The organism is Pseudomonas sp. H3_C08, assembly GCF_054669455.1.
The window spans coordinates 3,982,566-4,006,631 of the sequence record NZ_CP162803.1; the positions used below are offsets into that span (position 1 = coordinate 3,982,566).

17 protein-coding genes are annotated in these 24,066 nt (G+C 59.0%); 6 read left to right on the forward strand and 11 right to left on the reverse strand.

What is annotated here, in order from left to right:
• Positions 1-206 precede the first annotated feature (206 nt).
• Together AB4N74_RS18110 and AB4N74_RS18115 are read left to right on the forward strand one after the other, a co-directional pair.
• The gene (locus tag AB4N74_RS18110) at positions 207-2,279 is read left to right on the forward strand and encodes a TerD family protein (protein WP_460096826.1); all 2,073 of its coding nucleotides are present in this window, start codon (positions 207-209) and stop codon (positions 2,277-2,279) included.
• A gap of 157 nt (positions 2,280-2,436) precedes the next feature.
• Positions 2,437-5,577 carry a membrane-targeted effector domain-containing toxin gene (locus AB4N74_RS18115; RefSeq protein ID WP_460096828.1) on the forward strand — a complete coding sequence of 1,047 codons (3,141 nt, stop codon included), beginning with the start codon at positions 2,437-2,439 and terminating at the stop codon, positions 5,575-5,577.
• A gap of 76 nt (positions 5,578-5,653) precedes the next feature.
• Here the strand turns inward: AB4N74_RS18115 and guaA are convergent, their stop codons facing one another.
• The 4 genes from guaA to AB4N74_RS18135 form a co-directional block, all read right to left on the reverse strand.
• The gene (guaA, locus tag AB4N74_RS18120; RefSeq protein WP_038363003.1) at positions 5,654-7,231 is read right to left on the reverse strand and encodes a glutamine-hydrolyzing GMP synthase; all 1,578 of its coding nucleotides are present in this window, start codon (positions 7,229-7,231) and stop codon (positions 5,654-5,656) included.
• Positions 7,232-7,330: 99 nt separating this feature from the next.
• Positions 7,331-8,800: an IMP dehydrogenase gene (gene guaB, locus AB4N74_RS18125; protein ID WP_460096829.1), complete on the reverse strand. Its 1,470-nt coding sequence runs from the start codon at positions 8,798-8,800 to the stop codon at positions 7,331-7,333.
• 116 nt (positions 8,801-8,916) lie between these two features.
• Complete coding sequence (locus tag AB4N74_RS18130) at positions 8,917-9,465, reverse strand: sugar ABC transporter ATPase (protein ID WP_095048343.1); 549 nt, start codon at positions 9,463-9,465, stop codon at positions 8,917-8,919.
• 151 nt (positions 9,466-9,616) lie between these two features.
• Positions 9,617-10,384 (reverse strand): sulfite exporter TauE/SafE family protein, encoded by a 768-nt coding sequence (locus AB4N74_RS18135; protein ID WP_093430640.1) that lies wholly within the window; start codon positions 10,382-10,384, stop codon positions 9,617-9,619.
• Positions 10,385-10,484: 100 nt separating this feature from the next.
• Here AB4N74_RS18135 and AB4N74_RS18140 point away from each other — a divergent pair, with 100 nt between their 5' ends.
• The 4 genes from AB4N74_RS18140 to leuA all read left to right on the forward strand — a co-directional run bounded on the left by AB4N74_RS18140 (position 10,485) and on the right by leuA (position 15,863).
• Complete coding sequence (locus AB4N74_RS18140; RefSeq protein WP_460096831.1) at positions 10,485-11,429, forward strand: LysR family transcriptional regulator; 945 nt, start codon at positions 10,485-10,487, stop codon at positions 11,427-11,429.
• An 85-nt stretch (positions 11,430-11,514) separates the two neighbouring features.
• Positions 11,515-12,894 (forward strand): exodeoxyribonuclease VII large subunit, encoded by a 1,380-nt coding sequence (gene xseA / locus AB4N74_RS18145; protein WP_099757096.1) that lies wholly within the window; start codon positions 11,515-11,517, stop codon positions 12,892-12,894.
• 3 nt (positions 12,895-12,897) lie between these two features.
• A complete protein-coding gene (locus tag AB4N74_RS18150; protein ID WP_460096832.1) occupies positions 12,898-13,719 on the forward strand; it encodes a peptidoglycan DD-metalloendopeptidase family protein in 822 nt (273 codons plus the stop codon).
• Between the two features lie 464 nt (positions 13,720-14,183).
• Positions 14,184-15,863: a 2-isopropylmalate synthase gene (leuA, locus tag AB4N74_RS18155; protein WP_460096835.1), complete on the forward strand. Its 1,680-nt coding sequence runs from the start codon at positions 14,184-14,186 to the stop codon at positions 15,861-15,863.
• Between the two features lie 168 nt (positions 15,864-16,031).
• Here the strand turns inward: leuA and AB4N74_RS18160 are convergent, their stop codons facing one another.
• The 7 genes from AB4N74_RS18160 to ispG form a co-directional block, all read right to left on the reverse strand.
• On the reverse strand, positions 16,032-16,823 hold the full coding sequence (locus tag AB4N74_RS18160; protein ID WP_093430645.1) for an amidohydrolase: 792 nt from the start codon (positions 16,821-16,823) through the stop codon (positions 16,032-16,034).
• Entirely contained in the window at positions 16,811-17,959 is a 1,149-nt protein-coding gene (locus AB4N74_RS18165) for a pyridoxal phosphate-dependent aminotransferase (RefSeq protein WP_099757100.1), read from the reverse strand. Before AB4N74_RS18165 ends, AB4N74_RS18160 begins: the two co-directional genes overlap by 13 nt.
• A 234-nt stretch (positions 17,960-18,193) precedes the next feature.
• Positions 18,194-19,663, reverse strand: coding sequence for a ribosome biogenesis GTPase Der (gene der, locus AB4N74_RS18170; protein ID WP_093430647.1), 1,470 nt, complete (start codon positions 19,661-19,663; stop codon positions 18,194-18,196).
• A gap of 136 nt (positions 19,664-19,799) precedes the next feature.
• The gene (gene bamB, locus AB4N74_RS18175) at positions 19,800-20,951 is read right to left on the reverse strand and encodes an outer membrane protein assembly factor BamB (protein WP_034156262.1); all 1,152 of its coding nucleotides are present in this window, start codon (positions 20,949-20,951) and stop codon (positions 19,800-19,802) included.
• Complete coding sequence (locus AB4N74_RS18180; protein WP_093430648.1) at positions 20,944-21,585, reverse strand: YfgM family protein; 642 nt, start codon at positions 21,583-21,585, stop codon at positions 20,944-20,946. The genes bamB and AB4N74_RS18180 overlap by 8 nt, the downstream gene beginning before the upstream one ends.
• A gap of 41 nt (positions 21,586-21,626) precedes the next feature.
• Positions 21,627-22,916, reverse strand: a complete 1,290-nt coding sequence (gene hisS, locus AB4N74_RS18185) for a histidine--tRNA ligase (RefSeq protein WP_016984369.1) — start codon at positions 22,914-22,916, stop codon at positions 21,627-21,629.
• Between the two features lie 37 nt (positions 22,917-22,953).
• The gene (gene ispG / locus AB4N74_RS18190) at positions 22,954-24,063 is read right to left on the reverse strand and encodes a flavodoxin-dependent (E)-4-hydroxy-3-methylbut-2-enyl-diphosphate synthase (protein ID WP_003227888.1); all 1,110 of its coding nucleotides are present in this window, start codon (positions 24,061-24,063) and stop codon (positions 22,954-22,956) included.
• Positions 24,064-24,066 lie beyond the last annotated feature (3 nt).

Below are 24,066 nucleotides of genomic sequence, written 5' to 3' on the forward strand. Positions count from 1 at the left end.
CCGTTGAGACAGGCAACCACCTGACAAACAGAGACAACCTTACGTAGAATGCCGCCGTGGCTATGGAACACCTTCCTTCTAAACCTCCTATGACCTAGGGGTTTCGCTCTCCACACTGCGCCTGCTTTCTTGCAGGCGTTTTTATATCTGCTGTAGACACGATGCTGCAGCTCGTCCATGACGGCGATCAAAGGAGAAACTCAAGTATGAATCAGGAGCTGTTCCTGCGTCGCCGCAGCAAAGTTCACGTCCCGATGGGCTCTGGCGGTGCTACGCGCGCCCAGGTCGCGTCGGCTGTCCAGGAAATCGCGGCGTTCCGATGCGTACTGTCAGAGTCTCTGATTGAGAAAATCGGCACGTTGTCAGCTACAGAGCTGAAGTACTGGCTACGCGAAATTATCAGAGTGCTTCGACGGCAGACTGGTGCTCACGTGCATCACCGGCCGTTTTATCCTGACTTCCCGGAGCAGGTTCTGACGGCCTCCCAGGCGGAGTTGTACCTTAACGCCGTCATCCACTACCTCACGCTCTGGCGCTTACCAGCAACAGAACACGCTCGACCTCCGATGCTTGAAGGCAACTTCATATCCCGCGTTATCGAACCGGGAAGCGTCTCTGAATTCGAGTCACTGCTTGAGCCGCTGGTTTCATCGCGCACTTCGCTCTCTGAAGAAGAAACGGCCGATGTAGTCTGGTTTATTCGAGAGTACAAAAGCGATGTGTTCCGCTTGCTGCCTGAGACCATTCCGTTCCGGGAGATCCGTGCACAGGTTGGCGGCGCACTGATCCGGTATGTCGCCACCGATGCAAGGGTGGACGCCTTCCTGCAACGAAACGTCGAGACCGCAACTGACGTGCTACGACTGGCAGTCGCGTTGAGTGGCGCAGATGTGTCGCTGACGACAGCTACGACACGCTTCAAAGCAATGAAGCGCTCGATGCGCCGTCTATTTTTGCGCCTGCTCGATAACATACCCAACGCTGCAGAAGACGTGATGCGCCATGCTGAGCGCTGGAAGCGTCTGGCTGAAGTACTACATCCCGGCGATTACGGCGATAAGTATCCTCGAGCCTTAGCCGCTATCACGGCAGCGCGCCGTAACGATCCGCCCGTCACATTTAACTCACGTGTCGAAACATTGCTGGCCCAGCGTGACATCACCGCGCTTACGCCCCTTTTACAAAGCCGTCCAGGTGAGTTCGCACGAAGACTGGATGTGACCCTGCGCCGCGCGACGGAAGCAGACTCGGTACTCGACGCGTTTGAGGCGGTTGCAGCACGAGTGTCCTCGCCTGTGCTGTTGCAGGTGCTGGCCCAGGTTCGCGCCCCGCGCCCCTTGCCCCTGCGGGCGTTCACACCGAAAGGTTCATTCGCCAAAGTCTATGCCATCAGGGATCACCGAGAGCCTCTTTCACCTGAACTGTTGGCGCGCGCTGCTCGCATCTGCGAAGACGCTCTGGTAAATCGTTTTGCGCTGCTACCGCCATTAGGCCGCTGTTACGTCGATCCAGCATTACGCGAATACAAGGTGCCGCTGGCTCAGCGTGCCTCATCGAAGTCGCTGCGAACCCTCGTTCGGGGCAGTCGGCTGCCAATGCCCGACACACGTTTCATTCGACTGTTTCTGTGGTGGAAGAACGGTCGTGCTCGTACGGACATCGACTTGTCCGCCGCATTTTTCGACGCCAATTTCGTGTTCAAAGATACGGTCGCGTACTACAACCTGAAGGGTTACGGCGGCTATCACAGCGGCGACATCGTCGACGCGCCCGACGGGGCTTCGGAGTTCATCGACCTCGACCTTGATGTTCTGGTCGAGAAAGGTATCCGCTATGTCGTCACATCCATCAATTCCTTTACTCAGCAGCCGTATTGCGATCTTCCGGAATGCTTCGCCGGATGGATGGCCCGCAACGACACGGCGTCGGGTGAAGTGTTCGAGCCACGCTCCGTAGTCGACCGCATCGATATCGCCTCCGACACAGTAATTTGTCTGCCATTCGTGATGGACTTACAGGAACGACGCGTGGTCTGGGCCGATCTGGGGCTAACTTCATCTCCCCGGTGGAACAACGTCGACAAAAACCTAAGCGGGGTTTCATTGATGCTGCGAGCCTTGGTGCATACACCACGGCCGGATCTGGAAACGCTGTTCGACTTACATGCTCGAGCGCGGGGAGAACGAGTGGATTCGCCGCAGCAGGCAGAGGCAGTGTTTGCGCTAGATAAAGGGCTGAAGCCGTTCGATGCGGATCTGATTCGATCCCAATATCTTTGATACCGGCAACAGGTGCCTGGAGGACGCCGGACAAACAGCCCTACTCCATCACCCCACTCTATTATCAATAGGGGAGCAATATGCGGTAGCCGGGTAGTGCACTGCCCTTGAGCGAATCGGTCATGCTCAGTCTTTGTTTCTCAAGGATGAAGAACGCATGACCTCCCCCGAACGACGTCTCCTGCCAAACGCTGAGGACAAAACCGCCCTCAAAGCCATTGCTGCGACGATCGTGCAGACCTGCCCGAGTCTGCTCGACGCTGCCCATCAAGTTGCCAACGAAATACTGGCGGACAACGGACTGTCCGGCCTCGATTCCGACCGTGTTTACTTCCACCGTTTCAAAACGGCGCAGAGCAGCACGCTGACCTTCACGGGTTGGGAACATTTGCTGGAAAAACCTTACGAAACGCTCACCCTCACACAGTTGGTGATCCATCGCTTTCGCGCGACTGATCAAGACAACGCAGATCTGCTTGGTCTTTACTGCGGGTTCTACTCGGATGGCCCGGAGGCAGAAAACTTCAATCAGAGCAATGAAGTCCGGTTGCTGGGCAGTGATGTGCTGAAGGCGTTCTGGGACGTCGACTTCAGCGCGCGCTACATAGGCCAACTGACGACTTTCTGGCAAACCTCGTCGGATAACTTCCGAGCCCTGGCAAAGTGCAACTTTCTCAGCCTGGCGGTGCAGGCGCTGCAACAGGGTGACCTTGACGGAACTGACTTTCAGCGCGTCGTCGACTCGGTAATCGGGCCCGTTACTTGGCCTGTTACCTTGCCAATGCTGCAAGCGTTACACCCGGTCGGTGCTGAAGTGCGGGCGCTGGATCTCGATGGCCACGTAGCCTCCAATGCACTGCGTCTGGTGGAAGACAGTGGCCGCCAGACCCTTTACTTGCCAGGCGAAGCCCAGACATTCCTCTTGATGGAGAATGAAGCGGATCTGCATTGGTGGATGCTGGAGCAGATGAATTCAGAGGACAAGCGCACGGCTTTTCTCAAGCATTTCCCGCTGGCTGACCGCAATCACTTGACCGAAAACCTCACCGATCTGATGAACCGCCTGGTGAGCACTTGGGGTCACAGCGATCATCAAATGATCAATCGCAGCAACGTCGCGATCAGCGGTGACGCATTCACTTGGTTGAGCGAGTCGACACGTACGGCCATGGTTGCCGAGGCGCACCTTGTGCTCACTTCCAACAGTCAATTGCGCAAAAAACTCTGGATCGGTTATTTGAGTGCAGGTCTGAAAGTATTCGGCCCGATTGCAGCGGTGGGCTGGCCTTTGGCGTTGCCTTTGATTGGCGCCAGCATCGCGAACATGGGATTGAACATTGATCAGGCCATCAACGGCACTACGCTAACCGAACGCAAAGCCGGTGTTACCGGAGCAGTGCTCAATGCGATCGACATTGTGTTCAACATTCCGTTTCTGATCAGCACGGGCGCGCAACTTGAAGTGGGCCCGCAGGTGGAGTTTGCCGAAGCGCAAGAAATGCTCGGGTTGGTCGAGTTCACTGCGCCTGACGCACCCTTCTTGCCGCCTGTGGATCAACCGCCAGTCGCGACGATTGATCCACAGGCGACCGTCGAGCTGGCAAACGAAATCGCCACCGGGACCACCATCGCATCCACCCGGCAGTTGGCCACACCGGCTGCGCGCCAAGGTTGGTCTGTTCCAAAGATTCCTGCCAAATATCGATGCAACGAGCTACTTGCCCAGCGTTCTGCAGAGGCAGCACCAGGCAAGTATGAGGGCATTTACCGCCTGGACAAGGAGCCGGGCTATGCCATCGAAATGGAGGGTGCGGCTTACTACGTGCGCTACTTTGCCGACTCCGAAGACACTGGCCACTGGGCCATCGTCAATCCCGAGCGACCCAATCAGTTCGCTTACTCGTTGCCAGTACGCTTGAGTAGTAGCGGCAAGTGGGAACGCATACCCGCGTTGCGCCTCAGGGGAGGCGGCCAATGCCTGGGCAAGGCCTGTTTACTGGGCATTGACCTGCCCTCGTCCTCATCCTCGGCTCCAGCCTCATCAACCCCGTCAGCGGAGCTTCCCCTCGTTGAACCGGTTTCACCGGTTGCGCGACCACTGCGTCTGGTTACTCCCCTGAACGACATCGTAGGAATGGACATTGCGAAAATGAAAAGATGGGCAATGAACCTGCCCGAGACTTTCGCCGAGCTCTCCAGTGCAAACCGCGGTCATCCATCAACTGCCGAAACGTATGAGGCTTATTTCCGCGACAGACGCACATCCCTGCTAAACGAGGCCAAAGAGTATTACTCGGAGATGAAATGGACCAACCTGCCCGCACGGCCAGTCATCCCGAAAATCGATCCAGAGATGCAGACGGCTGAGTTGATTGATCGCATCTTTGCCAATACCGATGGACTGGTCGTCGGCGAAACCCTTGATCGCATCGCCAGCATGCGGTTCATGATCGAAAACATGCCAGCGTTCGCACGGCATATCGACACACTGTACGTACGTGGTTTGCTGAATGATTTTGCCCAGGCAGATCTCAACGACTTTTACCTGTCGGGAGAGATGTCAGAGGATCTTCGCGGCTACTTGTCCAGCCTGAGTACCGACCCTGATGACCGATTCAACATGCTCGAACTGATCAAGGCTGCCCAGGCCAATGGCATCCGCAGCCATGGTCTTGAAGTCGCACACAGTTACAAGCTGAAAATACCGCTGACTTCGATCGAAGAGCAGATGATCCACGCCCGGCTCGCCTCTCAAATCATGTGGGGTGACGAGCTCCTCAACAGACCCGGAAAATGGGTTGCCCTGGTCGAGGCAACGAACACCAACGCTTTCAGAAATCTGCCAGGCATAAGCGAACTCAGGGGCGGCATCGGTTTACGCATTGAAGAAGCGGTGCCCAGCGAAGTGCCCGGCGTCAGTCTCGACCCGGGACTGAAAGTCACTCGGGGCCCGTTTGATAACGGGGCAACGACGCGCAACTCATCCGATATTCTATTCGCCGATCTGCGCTTGCAGATCGAAACACCTGTGCCGCAATGGACTGAGGCAACAGAGAACACACTCCTCAATCGCAACGGCATGTTCATACTCAAAAAAATGCAAAACACCTACATGCTCGTGCGTCGCGACAGCTCCAGCAATATCGTTCGAACAATAGTAAATTGCAGGAATGGTCAGTTTTACATCTGGGCACAGTCGATGCCCCGGATCAGCGGCATCATGTTCCGTAACCTCGGCGCTTTATCCCAGCGTCTGATAGAGATCGGCTTGACCCTGCAAAGTCGCTTACCCAACTAACCCGTTTTCAAGGCATGAAACCAAAAAACCCTTGGCTTCAGGCCAAGGGTTTTTCGTTAATCAACGGGTAGTGAGATCATTCCCACTCAATCGTCGCCGGCGGCTTGCTCGACACGTCGTAAGTGACGCGGGAGATGCCTTCGATTTCATTGATGATGCGGCCGGAAACGGTTTCCAGCAGTTCGTAAGGCAGGTGAGCCCAACGCGCGGTCATGAAGTCGATGGTTTCTACGGCACGCAGGGCCACGACCCAGGCGTAACGACGGCCATCGCCGACCACGCCAACCGATTTCACTGGCTGGAACACGACGAACGCCTGGCTGACTTTGTGGTACCAGTCAGCTTTGCGCAGTTCTTCAATGAAGATGTGGTCAGCGCGACGCAGCAGGTCGGCGTATTCCTTCTTCACTTCACCGAGGATGCGCACGCCCAGACCCGGGCCCGGGAACGGGTGACGGTAGACCATGTCGTACGGCAGGCCCAGCTCCAGACCCAGACGACGAACTTCGTCCTTGAACAGTTCGCGCAGTGGCTCGACCAGTTTCAGGTTCATCTCTTCCGGCAGGCCGCCCACGTTGTGGTGCGACTTGATCACATGGGCCTTGCCGCTTTTCGCGCCAGCCGATTCGATCACGTCCGGGTAGATGGTGCCCTGCGCGAGGTACTTGATGTTTTCCAGTTTGTTCGACTGGGCATCGAATACGTCGATGAAGGTGCGACCGATGATCTTGCGCTTCTTTTCCGGATCGGCTTCGCCGGCCAGGTTGTTGAGGAACTGGTCCTCAGCGTTGGCGCGGATCACCTTGACGCCCATGTTCTCGGCGAACATGGCCATCACTTGCTCGCCTTCGTGCAGACGCAGCAAGCCGTTGTCGACGAAGACGCAAGTCAGTTGGTCGCCGATGGCTTTGTGCAGCAGCGCGGCAACTACCGAAGAGTCGACGCCGCCGGACAGGCCCAGCAGCACGTTGTCGGTGCCGACTTGGGCGCGGATGTTGGCAATGGCGTCTTCAGCGATCTTCGACGGCGTCCACAGGGCTTCACAGCCGCAGATGTCGAGGACGAAGCGCGACAGGATGCGACCGCCCTGTTTGGTGTGGGTCACTTCCGGGTGGAACTGCACGCCGTAGTAGCCACGGTCGTCGTTGAACATGCCGGCGATCGGGCAGCTCGGGGTGCTGGCCAGAATGTGGAAGTCTTCCGGCATCTTGGTGACTTTGTCACCGTGGCTCATCCATACGTCGAGGCCGAACAGGCCGTCAGCGTCGATGTGGTCTTCAATGCCGTCGAGCAGGCGGCTCTTGCCGACCACGTCAACGCGGGCGTAACCGAACTCACGCAGCTCGGAACCTTCAACCTTGCCGCCCAGTTGCTCAGCCATGGTCTGCATGCCGTAGCAGATACCGAAAACCGGTACGCCCAGATCGAACACTGCCTGTGGGCAACGCGGGCTGTCGGCGACGTGCACGGACTCGGGGCCGCCGGCGAGGATGACGCCTTTAGGAGCGAATTCGCGGATCGCATCTTCGTCCATGTCGAACGGGTGCAGTTCGCAGTACACACCGATTTCGCGCACGCGGCGGGCGATCAGTTGGGTGTATTGCGAGCCGAAGTCGAGGATCAGGATGCGGTGAGCGTGAATATCGAGGGCCATGATTCAGTCTCGTCTAAGTCGTTCAGAAACAGTCGTGATTCAGAAACAACTCGGGGCTGAATCAAACAGCCCCGGTTGCTTTGCTTGTAGCTTGAAGGCTCAACCTACGCGGTAGTTTGGCGCTTCTTTGGTGATCTGCACGTCGTGAACGTGGGATTCGGCCATGCCGGCGCCGGTGATCCGCACGAATTCAGGCCTGGTGCGCATTTCTTCGATGTTGGCGCTACCGGTGTAGCCCATCGAGGAACGCAGACCGCCCATCAACTGGTGAATGATCGCGCTCAGGGTGCCTTTGTAAGGCACACGGCCTTCGATGCCTTCCGGAACGAGTTTCTCGGCGCCTGCCGAGGAGTCCTGGAAGTAACGGTCGGAGGAACCTTGAGCCTGGGACATGGCGCCCAGCGAACCCATGCCGCGATACGCCTTGTACGAACGGCCCTGGAACAGTTCGATTTCGCCCGGCGCTTCTTCAGTACCGGCGAACATCGAGCCCATCATCACGCAGGAAGCACCGGCTACGATGGCCTTGGACAGGTCACCGGAAAAACGGATGCCGCCGTCGGCGATCAACGGTACGCCAGTGCCTTCAAGGGCAGCGGCGACGTTGGCGATGGCACTGATTTGCGGGACGCCGACACCGGCGACGATACGGGTGGTGCAGATCGAGCCAGGGCCGATACCGACCTTGACCGCATCAGCGCCAGCTTCGGCCAGGGCCTTGGCTGCGGCGCCGGTGGCGATGTTGCCGCCGATCACCTGCACTTCAGGGAAATTCTCTTTGACCCAGCGAACGCGGTCGATCACGCCTTTGGAGTGACCGTGGGCGGTATCAACTACCACCACGTCCACACCGGCATTGACCAGAGCAGCGACGCGGTCACCGGTGTCTTTACCGGTACCGACCGCAGCGCCCACGCGCAGACGACCTTGATCGTCCTTGCTGGCCAGCGGGTAGGCTTTGGCTTTTTCGATGTCTTTGACGGTCATCATGCCTTTGAGGGCAAACTTGTCATCGACGATCAGAACTTTTTCCAGACGGTGCTTGTGCAGCAGCTCGCGGACTTCGTTCTTGTCGGCGCCTTCACGCACGGTGACCAGACGCTCTTTAGGCGTCATCACTTCACGTACGGTGGCTTCCAGACGGGTTTCGAAACGCACGTCACGGGAAGTGACGATGCCGACCAGGTCGCCATCGTGCAGGACCGGAACGCCGGAAATGTTGTGCATGCGGGTCAATTCGAACAGGTCACGTACCGTGGCATCAGCCTCGATGGTGATCGGATCCTTGACGACGCCGGCTTCGAACTTCTTGACCTTACGCACTTCGGCAGCTTGCTGCTCGATGGTCATGTTCTTGTGGATAATGCCGATGCCACCTTCCTGAGCCATGGCGATTGCCAGACGGGCTTCAGTGACGGTGTCCATTGCGGCAGAAACCAGAGGAATGTTCAGCTCGATGCCACGGGTAAGGCGGGTCTTGAGACTGACTTCGTTAGGAAGCACCTCGGAATAACCAGGCACTAAGAGAATGTCGTCGAATGTCAGAGCTTCTTGGCTGATACGCAGCATCGCGGGGGCTCCCGAGCGGGAAAATGGAAGCGCGCCATTATAGTCATCCACCCCCTGCTGTTCAATGTAAAACTCAGCTTAATATCAATGTTGCTGATGTACGGGAATCCCCGCCGTTACAGCTCCACCTTGACCCAAGAGACAGGTTGATCGAGCCAATCGGCGAACTCATCGATAAAGCTCTGCTTGAAGCCCGCCTCCAGCCAGTTGTTGAAGATGAAACCGAGGTTGGAAAACCCGCACTCCTGCAGGTACAGGAAGCCGTTGATGTCGTCTTCGTGACCGCATTCCGGGCAGGTGAAGTTGTCGGTGCGCCCCGGCATCCAGTCTTCGAGGCTTTCGAACAGCGCTTCGCCGATCTCGCGACGACACTCGGCGCAACCGGCCTCTTCGAGAAAGCCCTTGGCCGGTGTGTAGATGCAGCGTTTGGTGACGATCTCCAGCCCGTTGATCGGCTCACCAAATGGCAACGCTTGCGGGTGAAGCACCACGGCACGGGCGCCATCAGCAATCGCATACGCCATGCGGTTGCCGGTGCGGCCACAGGTTGTCAGCTCTTCTTTGATGATGTTCTTGCGCACCAGCCAGCGCACGATCGCCCGGGCCCGGGGTTCGTGGACCGGCAGGGTGGAGATTTTCGGGACGATGATGCTTTGCGAATTCATGGGAAATCCTGCGGTGTGACTTCTGACGCCTTCGCGAGCAAGCTCGCTCCCACAATGGAATGCAGTTCCCTGTGGGAGCGACGGTGCGACGATTCGACCTGCTCGCGAAGAGGCCCTAAAGGCCGGCAGCTTAATCCCTGACAAAATCCGGTCAAGTGCTGAGGTAGCGCCCGATCAATGCCAGCCCGCTCGCCAGCACCAGCCACGTCACCAGCCGTACAAATGCCTCGCGCGACAACTTCATGGTCAAGCGCCGCCCGATCCACAGCCCCAGCGCCATGGCCGGCAACAGACACAACGCCAGCATCAACAAGGGTAGCTCGGCATACACACCGGCGATGGCAAACAGGCTCAAACGCACCACCGTGCTGCAACTGATAAGCGCACTTTGCGTGGCCCGCGCGGCGTCTTTCGGCAGCCGACTGTTGAGATAAATCGCGTATAGAAAGCCGCCACTGCCAAACAGCGCGCCGAACAACCCGCCCACTGTCCCCATCGGCACTGCCCAGGCCGCCGACAATTGCGTCGGCCGGGCTTTGACCCACAGGCTGTAAATCGCGTAAGCGCTGATAAACAATCCCATCAACAACAGCAACAGATCGGATTTCAGATTAAGCAGGAAAATCACTCCCAGCGAGCAGCCCAGCGCCATGCACGGCAGTAGCCGCAACAACTCCGGCTTGGCCACATCCCGCCGCGACGGCAGCAGGTTGCCGAACGCTGCAACGAAATCGAGTAGCACCAGCAGCGGCACAATCTTTGACAACGGCATGAACAGAAGCAGAATCGGCCCCGCCACCAATGCAGTGCCAAATCCGGCAATGCCGAACACGATGTAAGCCAATGCGATGCCCAACCCAATCACAGCCCAGCCGCCAGCGCCCCACGCCCATTCACTCAACAACCCCGCCACACTCATCGTTCCGCTTCCTTAATAAGCCTCAGATGACTTTAGCCAGCGCCGAGGGTTGCGACTAATATCTTCAAAGTCGATCACCCATCTCAAAAAGGCATAACTGGTGCTTTCAACTCGTCAATTGCGTTACTTCGTCGAAATTGCCGACTGCGGCAGTTTCAGTGCTGCGGCTGAACGTTTGTTCGTTGCGCAATCGGCGCTGAGCCGGCAAATCAAGGACATGGAAACGCGCCTGCAAACCCCGCTTTTCGAGCGCACCGCGCGCCAGCCTCGCCTGACTGCAGCAGGCGAAGCTTTTTTGCCGCGAGCAAGAAATCTGCTGAACGAGCTGAGCAAGGCCAGCGCCATGGCCACGGAAGTCGGCAACGGTCAGCTCGGCACCTTACGCCTCAGCCATTCCAGCACTGTGTCGATCAGCGGCCGTTTGCTCAGTGACATCGGCGCTTATCTGCAGCAACAGCCTGGCGTGTCACTGGATATCGGCAAACTCTCTTCGGAAGCGCAATTGGAAGAGTTGGCCGAAGGACGCCTCGACGTCGGCCTGCTGCGCCTGCCGGTGTTGCGCCAGCGCGAAGGTGTTCAGATTGTGCCGCTGTTTACTGAACGGCTGCTGTTGGCAGTTCCGATGAATCATCGATTGGCAGAGGCTGAGCGTGTCGACCTGGCCCAACTGAAGGACGAGGCATTCATCTCGATCCCGCATCCGCAACGCGGCGGTCTGAGTTATCTGTGTGCTGAATTGTGCATGCGTCAGGGCTTCTTTCCGCGAGCGGCGCGGGTCATGTCGCGCAAGACCACCCAGCTCCAGCTGATTCAGGCCGGGTTCGGCATCGCCCTGCTGCCGGAATCGATGCAGGACATCGCTCCGAGCGGTGTACGATTTCTGCCGCTGACCGATCCCGATTGCCAAAGCACCGTCGCGCTCGCCTACCCACAGAACCCCACGCCGCTGATCCAACACTTCCTCCAGACTTTCACCAATCCCCCCTGTGGGAGCGAGCTTGCTCGCGAAAGCGGACCGTCAGCCACTGAAGGTGTCGAAGGATAAGACGCCTTCGCGAGCAGGCTCGCTCCCACAGGGATTTATGGTCATTCATGGAGATTGATCAGCAAATGCCTTTAAACTGCGCCCCATGATTAAAGATCCCTTTGCAAGACTTGGCCTGGACCGTGAGGTCCTGACCGTCAGCCAGCTCAACGGCCGCGCGCGGGTGTTGCTCGAAGACGTGTTCAGCAACATCTGGGTCGAAGGCGAAATCTCCAACCTCGCGCGCCCGGCGTCAGGCCACATCTATTTCACCCTCAAGGACAGCGGCGCTCAGGTTCGATGCGCGTTGTTCCGGCAGAACGCGGCGCGCGTGCGTCAGGCGCTGAAGGATGGCCTGGCGGTGAAGGTGCGTGGCAAGGTTTCGCTGTTCGAAGGCCGTGGCGACTATCAGTTGATTCTCGACACTGTCGAACCTGCCGGTGACGGTGCACTGCGTCTGGCCTTCGATGCGCTGAAGGAAAAGCTCAGCGCCGAAGGTCTGTTCAGTGCCGAACGCAAAGTGCCGTTGCCCGCGCATCCGCAGCGCATTGGCATCATCAGCTCGCCAACCGGCGCGGTGATTCGCGACATCATCAGCGTATTCCGCCGCCGTGCGCCGCAGGTGCAACTGACGCTGATTCCGACTGCCGTACAAGGCCGCGAAGCCACCGCGCAAATCGTCCGCGCGCTGAAAATGGCCGATACCCGTGGTTTCGACGCACTGATCCTCGCCCGTGGCGGCGGCTCGCTGGAAGACCTCTGGTGCTTCAACGAAGAAGCTGTAGCCCGCGCCGTTGATGCGTGTGTAACGCCAATCGTCAGCGCCGTCGGTCACGAAACCGATGTGTCGATCAGTGATTTTGTCGCTGACGTGCGCGCACCCACGCCGTCCGCAGCAGCTGAACTGCTCGCTCCTGATTCCAGCCATCTGATCCGTCAGGTCGAAAGCCTGCATCGGCGCTTGGTGATGCGCATGCGCGACCGTTTGATGCGTGATCGTCTGCGCCTGGAAGGCATGGCCCGTCGCTTGCGCCATCCCGGCGAACGTCTGCGCCAACAGGCCCAGCGCCTGGACGATCTGGACATGCGCATGCGCCGAGCGTTCGAGCGTCATCTCAATACCCGTCGCGAGCGCCTGATCCGCCTAGAAACCCGCCTCGCCGGTCAGCATCCGGGGCGGCAATTGGCGATGTTGCGCCAGCGACTCGACAGCCTCGCCGAACGCTTGCCTCGCGCCATGCGCGAAGGTCTGAAGAACCGTCGCCTGCAACTGCACAGCCAGATGCAGACGCTGCACGTGGTCAGCCCATTGGCGACGCTCGGTCGCGGTTACAGCATTCTGCTGGATGAGCGCGGCCACGCGATCCGCAACGCCGCGCAGACCCACACTGGCCAGCGCCTCAAAGCCAAGCTGGGCGAAGGCGAACTGCAAGTGCGCGTCGAGGACAATCACCTGACGCCTGTCACCCTCTCTTTACTGGACTGATCCATGCCGCGTTTTCTGGCTCCACTGTTTTTGCTCTGCCTGACCTTCAATGCCCACGCCGACAGTTACATCACCCGGCTACTGAACAAACCGGTGCCGGGCGGTGTGGCGGTGGTTGATCTGGGCACCGCCGCGCAGGCACCGAAAGCCACATATCAGGGCAAACCGGTGCTGGTGGTAAAAGAACAGAACACCTGGCTGGCGATCGTCGGCGTGCCACTTACCGTTAAACCAGGTGCGCAGCAGATCAGCAGCGGCGGACGTAACTTGCCATTCACCGTGGGCACCAAGAAATACCCGGAACAACGCATCACTCTGAAGAACAAACAGCAAGTCAACCCGGATCAGTCGAACCTCAAACGCATCGAGGGCGAACTGGCCGAACAGATCAAGGCATATCGCAGCTTCAGCCCGAACACGCCGAGCAATCTGTTGTTGGACAAACCGGTGAACGGTCCGTTGTCGAGCAAGTTTGGCGTGCGTCGCTTCTTTAATGGTGAAGAGCGCAATCCACATGCAGGCCTCGACTTCGCGGTGCCAGCGGGCACGCCGATCAAGACCCCAGCGGCGGGCAAGGTGATTCTGATCGGCAACTACTTCTTTAATGGCAACACTGTGTTTGTCGACCATGGGCAGGGCTTTATCAGCATGTTCTGCCATATGTCGAAGATTGATGTGAAAGTCGGCGATCAACTGGCGCGGGGCGCTGTGGTCGGCAAGGTTGGCATGACCGGCCGCGCGACCGGCCCGCACATGCACTGGAATGTCAGCCTGAATGATGCGCGGGTGGATCCGGCGATTTTCATTGGCGCATTTCAGCCTTAAACGATAGAGCGAAGCTTAAGGCCTCATCGCGAGCAGGCTCACTCCTACATTGGACTGGTGTTGTGAACACGATCAACTGTAGGAGTGAGCCTGCTCGCGATGGCGGCTTATGCTGTACTCAAACACCCCTGACACCCCATCACCCCCGATTGCGCCCCAATCAAACCTCGCGCAAATATCACAACGATCAGCGACCTCCAGCGCAATAAAATCCTGCAAAAACCCGCTTTCCGAGTATTCCTCTCAATTTTTTCCGACTGCTTGCCATCCTCTCCCCTCGCGGTTAGGGTTGAAGGCATGAAAACCTCTCACACCCTCATTCAGCTTCGCCAGCACCGCAGCCTGTGCCTCGTCAGCGCACGACTGCCAGGCTGAATCGCGGCACCTCGTCCCACGCTTTTCCAAGAACATTCGTAACAACGGCAGGCCGCCTCTTTTCGGCCCAGACAATAAGGAATTTCCCGATGAGCATGCTCAAAGATCCGTCTTCGAAATACCGCGCGTTTCCCGTCATCAACTTGCCGGATCGCACCTGGCCGTCGAAAACCATCGACACCGCGCCGATCTGGTGCAGTTCCGACCTGCGTGACGGCAACCAGTCGCTGATCGAACCGATGGACGCGGTGAAAAAGCTGCGCTTCTGGAAAACCCTGGTGCAGGTCGGTGTAAAGGAAATCGAAGCGTCGTTCCCGGCCGCTTCGCAAACTGACTTCGACTTCGTGCGTACCCTCATCGAAGAAGGCCACATCCCGGACGACACCACCATTCAGGTGCTGACCCAGGGCCGTGAAGACTTGATCGAGCGCACCTTCGAATCCCTCCGTGGTGCGAAGAAAGCCATCGTTCACTTGTACAACGCTACCTCGCCGTCTTTCCGTCGCATTGTCTTCAACCAGGACAAGGACGGTATCAAGGCCATTGCAGTCAACGCCGCCAAGCTGTTCGTCAAATACGCGGCGATGCAGCCGGACACCGAATGGACTTTCGAATACTCGCCGGAAACCTTCAGCGCTACCGAGTTGGAATTCGCCAAGGAAGTCTGTGACGCGGTGATCGAGGTGTGGAACCCGACGCCTGAGCACAAGATGATCCTCAACCTGCCCGCTACCGTTGAGTGCGCGACCCCGAACGTCTACGCCGACCAGATCGAGTGGTTCGGCCGCAACATCAACCGTCGTGACAGCGTGATCATCAGCCTGCACACCCACAACGACCGTGGCACCGGCGTCGCCGCTACCGAGCTGGGCCTGATGGCCGGCGCCGATCGCGTCGAAGGCTGCCTGTTCGGCAACGGCGAGCGTACCGGTAACGTTGACCTCGTCACCGTCGCCCTGAACATGTACACCCAGGGTCTTGACCCGCAGCTGGACTTCTCCGACATCGACGGCGTGCGCAAAGTGGTCGAAGAGTGCAACCAGATTCAGGTTCACCCACGTCACCCGTACGTTGGCGACCTGGTGCACACCGCGTTCTCCGGTTCGCACCAGGATGCGATCCGCAAAGGTTTCTCCCAGCAGAAACCGGATGCACTGTGGGAAGTGCCGTACTTGCCGATCGACCCGGCCGACATCGGCCGCAGCTACGAGGCGGTGATTCGCGTCAACAGCCAGTCGGGCAAGGGCGGCATCGCTTACTTGCTGGAGCAGGAATACGGCATCAGCCTGCCACGTCGCATGCAGATCGAGTTCAGCCAGGTCGTGCAGCGTGAAACCGATCGTCTGGGCCTGGAGATGACCGCCAAGCAGATCCATTCGCTGTTGATCAGCGAATACCTGCAAGCCAACACCCCGTACGCGCTGGTCAGCCATCGCCTGCAGGAAGAAAACGGCAACAGCGCCGTCGAAGTGGAAGTGGCAAGCAAAGGTCAGGGCGAAACCAACCTGCACTGGCGCGGCAGGGGCAACGGTGCCTTGGAAGCACTGGTCGCCGGTCTGCCGATTCCGGTGGAGATCATGGACTACAACGAACACGCGATCGGCGCGGGCACCAACGCCAAAGCAGCGGCGTACATCGAACTGCGTGTGAACGGCGAACGTGCAGTGCACGGCGTGGGCATCGATGAAAACATCACCACGGCCAGCTTCAAGGCCCTGTTCAGCGCGCTGAACCGCTCGCTGAGCCAGCCTGAGGCGAAAGCAGCGTAATCGATCGCTGAAATGCAAAAGGCCCCGGCGTTTGAACTCCGGGGCCTTTTTTTGCCTGCGATCGTTCCCACGCTCTGCGTGGGAATGCCTCAAGGGACGCTCTGCGTCCAGTGACGCGGAGCGTCACGGGCTGCATTCCCACGCAGAGCGTGGGAACGATCAGTTACCTCAGGTGAACTCGAAGGTGTCGGCATCCAGATTCGCCGGAAAGCGCTCGCGATACGCCGCCAGTGACGCCGCCTCCAAAACCACCTTGAACACCCCGTCCGCCTCCCCCGCCGCCAGCAAGGTTTCCCCCTGGAAATCCAGCACCTGACTGTCACCGGTGTAGGCAAAGCCCTTGCCGTCGGTGCCGACGCGATTCACCGCCGCCACATAGCAAAGGTTTTCGATGGCACGCGCCGGCAACAGGCGATTCCAGTGCAGACGCCGCGCGCCCGGCCAGTTGGCGGTGTACAGCAACAGATCGGTGTCCTGCGCATCGCGGCTCCACACCGGGAAGCGAAGGTCGTAACAAATCAGCGGACGGATGCGCCAGCCCTTGAGTTCGAACTGCACCTGACGTTCGCCGGGCGTGTAGTGGTTGTGCTCACCGGCCATGCGGAACAGGTGACGCTTGTCGTAATGCAGCACTTCGCCGTCCGGCCGCGCCCACAGCAGGCGATTGCGATGGCTGCCGTCGGCGGCCTGAATGATCACGCTGCCGGTAATGACTGCATCGAGCTTTGCCGCCTGAACCCGCAGCCATTTGCTGGTCGGGCCATTCTCGGCTTCGGCAAGGGTTTCGGATTCCATGGAGAATCCGGTAGTGAACATCTCCGGCAGAATGATCAGATCCGCCCCCCGCGCCTGCTCCAGCAACACCGCGAAATGTTCAAGGTTGGCCTGGCGGTCATGCCAGGCCAGGCTGGTCTGGATCAGCGCCAGGTTCAGATCAGGTAACGCACTCAGATCACGCATAGTTTTGCCGCCGCTTCACGCAGCGTCTCCTCGCGTTTGGCAAAACACAGACGCACCAGGCGCTGGCCTTGCGGTGGGTTCTGGTAGAACACCGACACCGGGATACTCGCCACGCCGTGTTCGCGGGTCATCCATATGGCCATCTCGACGTCGTTGAGGTCGGGACGGATCTGCGAGTAATCGACCAGTTGGAAATAGGTGCCGGTGACTCGGGTGAAGGTGAAACGCGACGGCGCCAGCAGATCGCAGAACAGATCGCGCTTGGCTTGGTAGAAGCCCGGCAACTCTTCGACGTGCTCCGGGTGCTCGGCCATGTAATCGGCCAGCGCATATTGCAACGGCGTGACGCCGCAGAAACTGACGTACTGGTGGACCTTGCGCAGTTCGGTGGTCAGCGCTGGCGGCGCGACGACGTAACCGGTTTTCCAGCCAGTGACGTGATAGGTCTTGCCGAACGAGCTGACCACGAATGCGCGCTGATACAGCTCTTCATGGGCCAGCACGCTGACGTGCGGCACGCCGTCGAACACCAGATGTTCGTAGACTTCATCGCTGATCAGGTAGATGTCGCGACCACGGATCAACTCTGCCAGTTGATCGAGTTCGGCACGACTGATCAGTGCGCCGCTCGGGTTGTGCGGGGTGTTGATGACGATCATTTTCGTGCGCGGACTCAGGGCAGCAGCGAGTTGATCGAAATCGATGGAGAAGTCGTTCGGATTCAGTTGTACATGTACGCAACGACCGCCCGCCAACTCTGTCGCCGGTTCGTAGCTGTCGTAGCACGGATCGAACACGATGACTTCGTCGCCGCTGTGGATAACCGCCTGAATCGCACAGAAGATCGCCTGGGTCGCGCCCGGCGTGACCGTCACTTCACTGTCGGCATTGACTTGCACGCCATAGCTGCGAGCGATTTTCGCCGCAATCTGCTCGCGCAGCGCCGGCAGGCCAGTCATCGGTGAATACTGGTTGTGGCCACTGGCGATGTGCCGACCGACCGCGTCACGCAGGGACTGCGGGCCGTCGAAGTCAGGAAAACCCTGGGACAGATTGATCGCTCCGGTCTGGGCCGCGAGCTGAGACATCTGCGTGAAAATAGTGATGCCGACATTCGGCAGCTTACTGGTGATCATCGGGGTTCCCTGCTCAACACCCGGCTCTGACGACGGCGCGGGAGAGCCCGAGGATAGCCCATCCGGCGCCCATAAAAAAAGGGCGCCGGATGGCACCCTTCTCTCATGTTGATCGTTCCCGCGCTCTGCGTGGGAATGCAGCCTTGGACGCTCTGCGTCCACCGCTTATGTGACGCAGAGCGTCACGGGATACATCCCCACGCGGAGCATGGGAACGATCAACGAGCCGCGACCTTATTTCTTGTCGCGGCGCTTCTTGCTGGCTTTCTTGTTGTGCGACATCAAGCGACGCTTCTTGTTGACCTGGCGGTCGGTCAGCGTGTTCTTGTTGCCTTCGTACGGGTTCTCGCCGCCCTTGAACTCGATGCGGATCGGCGTACCGACCAGCTTCAGCACACGGCGGTAAGTGTTCTCCAGATAGCGCACGTAGGACTTCGGCACTTTCTCGATCTGGTTACCGTGGATCACGATGATCGGCGGGTTCGCACCACCCAAGTGGGCGTAGCGCAGCTTGATCCGGCGGTTGTTGACCATCGGTGGCGCGTGCTCGCCCACCGCGTCTTCCAGAATCTGGGTCAGACGGTTGGTCGGCCAGCGGGTGACCGCCGACTTGAACGAGTTCTGTACGGACGCGTAGAGGTTACCCACGCCAGTGCCGTGCAGGGCCGAGATGAAGTGGATGTCGGCGTAGTCAACGAAGAACAGGCGACGTTGCAGCTCGACCTTGACGAAGTCGCGCTCGCTCGGCGTCATGCCGTCCCACTTGTTGATCGCGATCACCAGTGCACGACCGGATTCGATAGCGAAGCCCAGCAGGTTGAGGTCGTGATCGACCACGCCTTCGCGGGCGTCCATCACGAAGATCACCACGTTGGCGTCTTTGATCGCCTGCAGGGTTTTCACCACAGAGAATTTTTCGACTTCTTCGTGGATCTTGCCGCGCTTGCGCACACCGGCGGTGTCGATCAGCGTGTACTTCTCTTCATTCCGTTCGAACGGGATGTAGATACTGTCGCGGGTGGTGCCCGGCTGGTCATAGACGATAACCCGGTCTTCACCGAGCATGCGGTTGACCAGCGTCGACTTGCCGACGTTCGGACGACCGATGATGGCGATCTTGATCCCGTCTTTTTCGCTCGGGCCAGGAATGCGCTTGGCTTCCTCGCCTTCGGCAACGATTTCTTCTTCGCCGTCTTCCGGCTCTTCTTCGTCTTTGGGGAAATCACCCAAGGCGATTTCCAGCATCTGGGTGATGCCACGGCCGTGAGCACCGGCGATCGGGATCGCGTGGCCCATGCCCAATGGAGCGAATTCAGCGCGGGCCATTTCCGGGTCGATGTTGTCGACCTTGTTGGCGACCACGTAGGAACGCTTGTTACGTTTGCGCAGGTGTTCGGCGATCATCTGGTCGGCGGCGGTAAAACCGGCCTTGGCATCTACCAGGAACAGCACAACATCCGCTTCTTCAATGGCCAGCAGCGACTGCTCGGCCATTTTTTCGTCCATACCGTGCTCGTCACCGGAGATACCACCGGTGTCGACCAGAATGTAGGAACGCCCTTGCCACTTGGCCTCACCGTACTGGCGATCACGGGTCAGACCGGACAAGTCGCCGACGATGGCGTCGCGAGTCCTGGTCAGGCGGTTGAACAAGGTGGACTTGCCGACGTTCGGTCGGCCCACCAGGGCGATTACGGGAACCATGCGGCTCTCCACTTCGTTATTTCAGAAAATACAAAAGCCGCTGCGAGGCAGCGGCTGGTGCTCGGGGCAACGCCTGTTAGCGCTGCAAGCCCCATGAATCCGGGGCCGCCTGGGGGTTTAACCCCAAGCATAGTTGTTACTTGATGGTCAGGGCTTCCAGTTTGCCGCTGTTGCCATAGACATAAATCGTGTCACCCACCACCAGCGGACGGGCACGCAGGCCGTCGCTGTCGATGCGCTCACGGCCGACGAAACGACCGTCAACCTGGCTCAGCAGGTGCAGATAACCTTCCAGGTCACCGACTGCAACATAGCTGGAGAACACTTCCGGAGCCGACAGTTGACGACGAGCCAGCGAATCGTTGCTCCACAATGCTGTGGTGGAACGTTCGTCGACGCCTTCAACGGTGCCCGAGGACAGGCTCACGTAAACGCTGCCGAAACCCTGAGCGATACCGGCGTAGCTCGACGCATCGCGCTGCCACAGTTGACGACCGCTTTCCAGGTCCAGTGCCGCAACGCGACCCTGGTAGCTGGCAACGTACAGCGTACCGCCGGACAACAGCAGACCGCCGTCGATGTCGACTACGCGCTCCAGTTCCGAACGACCTTGTGGAATCGCGATCCGTTGTTCCCAGACCGGCACGCCGTTGGAAATATCCAGAGCGACCACTTTACCGGTCGACAGGCCAGCCACCGCGAGGCGGTTGGTGACCAGCGGTGCGCTGGTGCCACGCAGGGTCAACACGGCCGGGGTGCTGTCATACACCCAGCGCTGAGTACCGGTGGAAGCATCCAGACCGATCAGACGATCGTCCTGGGTCTGTACCACCACCACGTCGCCGTTGTTGGCCGGCGGCGCGAGGACTTCGCTGTTCACACGAGCGCGCCACTTCTCTTCACCGTTGCTGGTGTCCAGGGCAACGACTTCGCCGCGCAGCGTACCGATCAGAACCAGCCCGTAACCCACGCCAACGGCGCCGGAGACAGGCAGGTCAAGATCCTGCTTCCATTTCACGTCGCCATTGCCGCGATCCATGGCCATCACCACGCCGGTTACATCGGCGGCGTAGATGGTGTCACCGTCGATCGCCGGCACCAGCATGTTGTAGGTTTCGCCCTGACCGTCACCGATCGAACGACTCCACTGCTTGTGCAGAACCACTTCTTCTTTGAAGTCGGTCAGTTCAGCCGGTGGCAATTCTTTTTTGCTGTTGCTGCTGCAACCCGCGGCCAGAAGGGCCAGAGCCAGCAATGCTGCATGCTTCCAACGGATCACGTCACGCATCCCCTTTGGCCAGGTCGTCGAGCTTGATTTGAAGGCCACCGACCGCCGCTTCATCCGACAGTGCCGCCTTGGCTTTTTGATACGCCTTGTTCGCGTCATCGGTACGGCCCAGCTGTACCAGCAGGTCGCCCTTGAGTTCTTCGCGAGTGGCCAGGAACGCTTTGTCGGCATCGCCGTCGAGCAGTTTCAGGGCATCTTCAGCCTTGTTCTGCGCGCCGAGTACCTGCGCCAGACGCTGACGGGCGATTTCGCCCAGCGCCGGGTTGGCCGGTTTGTCGACAATGGCTTTCAGTTCGGCCGCGGCGTCATCCAGCTTGCCGCTGTCGACCGCCACTTTGGCCACGAACAGGCTGCCGTACTGCGCGTAGGCGGAACCGCTGAATTCGCTGTTGAGCTTGCCGGCCAGATCCGCAACGCGGGCCGCATCAGGCTTGCCGTCAGGCGTCAGCGTGGTTTCCAGCAGTTGCTGATAGAGCACCGAGGCGCCTTGCGACTGGTTGCTCTGGTATTTGTGATATGCCTGCCAGCCGAACACGATGACCAGCGCCAACAGGCCGCCAGTGACCAGAGGTTTGCCGTTGCGTGTCCACCAGTCCTTCAAATCCGCCAACTGTTCGTCTTCGGTACTCGACACCCCAATACTCCTTAATCGCTAAATCGGCTGTTTGGACAGCTTCAACCCTGCACGACGCAGGTGGCCAGGTGAGCGGCGAGCGCATCCCAGGCAATGCTTTGTTGTTCGCCCTGGCCACGCAGGGGTTTGAAACCTACCACTTGCTGGGCCATTTCGTCGTCACCGAGGATCAGTGCGTACAGCGCACCGCTCTTGTCGGCCTTCTTGAACTGGCTTTTGAAGCTGCCGGCGCCGGCATTGACTTGCAGACGCAGGTTTGGAAGTTGATCACGAACACGTTCAGCCAGAGCCAGACCGGCCAGCTCGGCTTCTTCACCGAAGGCGCACAGATAGACATCGACCTGACGGGAGATTTCTTCCGGGATCTGCTCAAGGGTTTCCAGCATCAGCACCAGACGTTCGATGCCCATGGCAAAACCGACGCCGGTGGTCGGCTTGCCACCCATTTGCTCGACCAGACCGTCGTAACGACCGCCCGCGCAAACAGTGCCCTGGGCGCCGAGTTTGTCGGTGACCCATTCGAATACGGTTTTGCTGTAGTAATCGAGGCCGCGCACCAGTTTCGGGTTGAGCACGTAAGGAATGCCGACGGCATCCAGACGCGCTTTCAAACCTTCAAAGTGCGCACGGGATTCGTCGTCGAGGTAATCGGCCATTTTCGGCGCATCGACCAGCACCGCTTGAGTGTCGGCATTTTTCGTGTCGAGCACGCGCAGCGGGTTGGTTTTCAGGCGACGCTGGCTGTCTTCGTCGAGTTTGTCGTGGTGCGCCGAGAGGTACTCGACCAGCGCTTCACGATAACGCCCACGGGACTCGCTGGTGCCGAGGCTGTTGAGTTCAAGCTTGACCGCATCACGAATGCCCAGCTCGCCCCACAGGCGCCAGGTCATGGTGATCAGCTCGGCGTCGATGTCCGGGCCGTCGAGGTTGAACACTTCCAGACCGATCTGGTGGAACTGGCGATAACGGCCTTTCTGCGGACGCTCGTGGCGGAACATCGGGCCGATGTACCAGAGTTTCTGCACCTGGCCACCGCCGGTGATGCCGTGCTCGAGTACGGCACGCACGCACGCCGCGGTACCTTCCGGACGCAAGGTCAGGGAGTCGCCGTTGCGGTCTTCGAAGGTGTACATCTCTTTTTCGACGATGTCAGTGACTTCACCAATCGAGCGTTTGAACAGCTCGGTGAATTCAACGATCGGCATGCGGATCTGCTTGTAACCGTAGTTATCCAGCAGACGCGCAACGGTGCCCTCGAAATAACGCCACAACGGGGTCTGCTCGGGCAGGATGTCATTCATGCCACGAATGGCTTGCAGAGACTTGCTCACTTTAAATCCTTAAATTCGTTCGGCGCTTCAATCAGGCTCAGCCGCGCGCAATAACCGCAGCGTCAGCTTCGACCTTTTCGGCCGCTTTCTGGCGGATCAGCTTTTCCAGCTCGTCCACCAGATTGTCATTCGTCAGTTTCTGCGACGGCTTGCCGTCGATGTAAATCAGGTTTGGCGTGCCGCCGGTCAAGCCGATATGGGCTTCCTTGGCTTCGCCGGGGCCGTTGACCACACAACCGATCACCGCGACATCCAGCGGCACCAGCAGGTCTTCAAGGCGCCCTTCCAGCTCGTTCATGGTTTTCACCACATCGAAGTTCTGCCGCGAGCAGCTCGGGCAGGCGATGAAGTTGATGCCACGGGAACGCAGATGCAAAGACTTGAGAATGTCGTAACCGACCTTCACTTCCTCGACCGGGTCGGCCGCCAGCGAGATGCGGATAGTATCGCCAATCCCCTCGGCGAGCAGCATACCTAGGCCCACGGCGGATTTCACTGTGCCCGAACGCAATCCACCGGCTTCGGTGATGCCCAGGTGCAGCGGCTGAACGATTTCTTTCGCCAGCAAGCGGTAGGCTTCGACGGCCATGAACACGTCAGAGGCCTTAACGCTGACCTTGAAGTCCTGGAAATTCAGGCGTTCGAGGTGCTCAACGTGACGCAAAGCAGATTCGACCAGCGCAGCAGGGGTCGGCTCGCCGTATTTCTTCTGCAGGTCTTTTTCCAGCGAGCCGGCGTTGACGCCGATGCGGATCGGAATGCCGCGATCACGCGCTGCATCGACCACCGCCCGAACACGGTCTTCACGACCGATGTTGCCCGGGTTGATACGCAGGCAGTCCACGCCCAGTTCGGCCACGCGCAGAGCGATCTTGTAGTCGAAGTGGATGTCGGCAACCAACGGCACTTTGACCAGTTGCTTGATCTTGCCGAACGCCTCGGCGGCGTCCATGTCCGGCACCGAGACGCGGACGATGTCGACGCCAGCGGCTTCCAGACGGTTGATTTGCGCAACAGTGGCGGCGACGTCATTGGTGTCGCTGTTGGTCATGCTCTGAACCGCGATCGGCGCGTCGCCGCCCACCGGTACGTTGCCGACCCAGATCTTGCGCGAAACGCGACGTTTGATTGGAGATTCGCCGTGCATGAC